Genomic DNA, 1938 nt, shown 5'->3' with positions numbered 1-1938 from the left:
CATAGGCATCGCAAACGCACGGGCATGATGGTCGGGAGAAGTGCCGACATGCCAAGAATATCGGGCCGATGTTATCGGCGCCAGATCGTTTTAATTCAACAGGGCATCGGGGCATTTGTAAAAACGGTTCGCGACATTCGTGAAGGGAAGATATATCTTGCTCATGGGACTATACGCGGGCTGTCACAGTCGCGGCGTGGCCCAGATTGGATCAGCTTCCCGCCATGATCGACTTGCAGAATATTGAAGACGCGCAAAAGCTTGCCCAGGCAATCGTCAACACGATTCCCGAGCCGTTTATCGTGCTTGATGGTGAAATTCGTGTGCTGGCTGCCAGCCGCTCCTTTTACGAGACGTTCAAGGTCGATCCCGAGCAGACGCGAGGCCATTTGCTCTACTCGCTAGGGGACGGACAATGGGACATCCCTGCCCTTCGTGTCCTGTTGGAGACAATCATTCCCGAACATGCCGCAATGGACGGCTTCGAGGTTGAGCATGATTTTCCCAATCTTGGCCGCAGAACCATGCTGCTGAACGCTCGAACCGTTCTCTATGACGACAACGCCATTTCCACGATCCTGCTTACCTTTACCGATGTCACCAGCCGCCGCGCGATCGAACGGGAGAAGGATGACCTGCTCAAGCAGACTGAAGAGCTGCTGCGCCAGAAGGATATCCTGCTTCAGGAAATGCAGCACCGCGTCGCCAACAGCCTGCAGATCATTGCCAGCATCTTGCTGTTGAAGGCGCGGGCCGTCACGTCCGAGGAAACAAGGCTGCATCTGCACGACGCCCATCAGCGCGTCATGTCGGTGGCCGAGGTGCAACGGCACCTGCATACAGCCAACAGCATTGACCAGATTGAAGTCGGTTCTTACCTGACGAAGCTTTGCGGCAGCCTGGCCGCCTCGATGACCGGGGAAAGCAACCCCATCACACTCGATGTGATGGCAGACGCGGGATGGATAGGATCAGACAAAGCGGTCAGCCTTGGCCTGATCGTGACCGAACTCGTTATCAACGCAATCAAATATGCTTTCCCGTCGGCCAAATCCGGCGACCGGATCGCCGTCACCTACGAGATCGACAAGGCCGATTGGAAGCTGATCGTCTCCGACAACGGCGTCGGGAAAAACACTGCAACCGCCGACGTAGCTGGCGGGCTCGGAACAGCCAATTGTCGAGGCGCTGGTAAAGCAGCTCGATGCCCGCATGGACGTCGCCAGCAGCACAAAGGGCACAAGTGTGTCCATCACCCGGGCAACCTTCACGTCGCGTAGGACACACGGAGCGTGAACGTCTTTCCGCTGTGAGCAGATCCCCAGTTTTTCCGGAAAGTTCTATTTTGATCACTGGATAACCGTCTTCAAAGCCACAACCAAAAGATTCTCCTCGATTGCGGCTAACGTCCTGCCCCTTGCGTCGGCTCACGATCCGGACCCAACTTGAAATAACCACATTGCGCGCCCATATAAGAACGGTCGACGAAGATAGTTCGGCCAGTTCTGCAAGCTCCTGATCGAGGGCAGATTTCTCTCCCGTAGCAATTCAAGTTTGATCGCTGCTCTTGTTGCAGCCCGCCTGTCGTCTGCTTGCAGCCGATGTATTCCAATATGACATGCTGCGCGGCTTTGCCGCGGCAGCCAACGGACCAATATGCAAATGATTACCGAACTGAACCGCACTGCGGTGCAACCGCCTCAAATTGATCGAGATACAAACAACAACCCGCTGCGAATAATCGCCGCCACATGTGAACACCAAGCTTCCGGTTTCACGCGAGAGGAACTGCGCCAGATTGTAGCTGATCAGATTGATTGATCCCTGGTCGCGATTTCCTCCCAACGGGCAAAGTCGCGCTCAATTAACCCACAACAATATTAAAGGAGTGAGCCGCCTAATGGCTCAGAATTCAATGAATATGAACCAATCCAGATC

At 54.8% G+C, this 1938-nt stretch carries 1 pseudogene; it reads left to right on the top strand.

The features are described 5' to 3' along the window. Positions 1 to 224 precede the first annotated feature (224 nt). A pseudogene (locus AAAC48_RS16495) lies at positions 225 to 1296 on the top strand (histidine kinase dimerization/phosphoacceptor domain -containing protein). Positions 1297 to 1938 lie beyond the last annotated feature (642 nt).

The organism is Phyllobacterium sp., assembly GCF_037994405.1.
Classification (GTDB): domain Bacteria; phylum Pseudomonadota; class Alphaproteobacteria; order Rhizobiales; family Rhizobiaceae; genus Phyllobacterium.
Note: the sequence above shows the minus strand (reverse complement) of the source record. Positions and strands in the feature narration are given on the sequence as shown.